The sequence below is a fragment of the Methylobacterium nigriterrae genome (assembly GCF_037106235.1).
GTDB classification, from domain to species: domain Bacteria; phylum Pseudomonadota; class Alphaproteobacteria; order Rhizobiales; family Beijerinckiaceae; genus Methylobacterium; species Methylobacterium nigriterrae.
The window spans coordinates 1-324 of record NZ_JBAWTG010000655.1 but is presented as its reverse complement, the minus strand read 5'-3'; the positions used below and the strand labels follow the sequence as shown (position 1 = coordinate 324).

At 69.4% G+C, this 324-nt stretch carries 1 protein-coding gene; it reads right to left on the bottom strand.

What is annotated here, in order from left to right; all coding sequences use genetic code 11:
• A partial coding sequence (locus tag WDW90_RS41125; protein ID WP_431311220.1) for a DUF6894 family protein occupies positions 1-115 on the bottom strand: 115 nt, incomplete at its 3' end.
• Positions 116-324: the final 209 nt, after the last annotated feature.

The window sequence follows — 324 nt, the reverse complement described above, 5'->3', positions numbered from 1 at the left end:
GCCAGAGGACGAGCGCGTCAGTGCGAGCCGCCCCCATGTCCGGCAACTCGGTCCCCTTGTGGTCCCGGGTCACGTCGTCGCCGTCGTGCAGCACGTCGACATAGAACCAGGGCATGCGCCCTCCTGCCGGCAGAGACACCTGCCACGCCATCAACGAGCGTCCCAACCCGGCGAGGCCGAGGGCCCAAGAAGCGTGTGGCTCATGACGCCCCATCCACGACTGATCCGCCCCTATCCCATCTCCGAAAAGCCGCCGGCCGCACCAGGACGAATGCCCCCGGCAAAGGGCGTGCCGCCGACCGACGCGCCGAGACCCGTACCTCC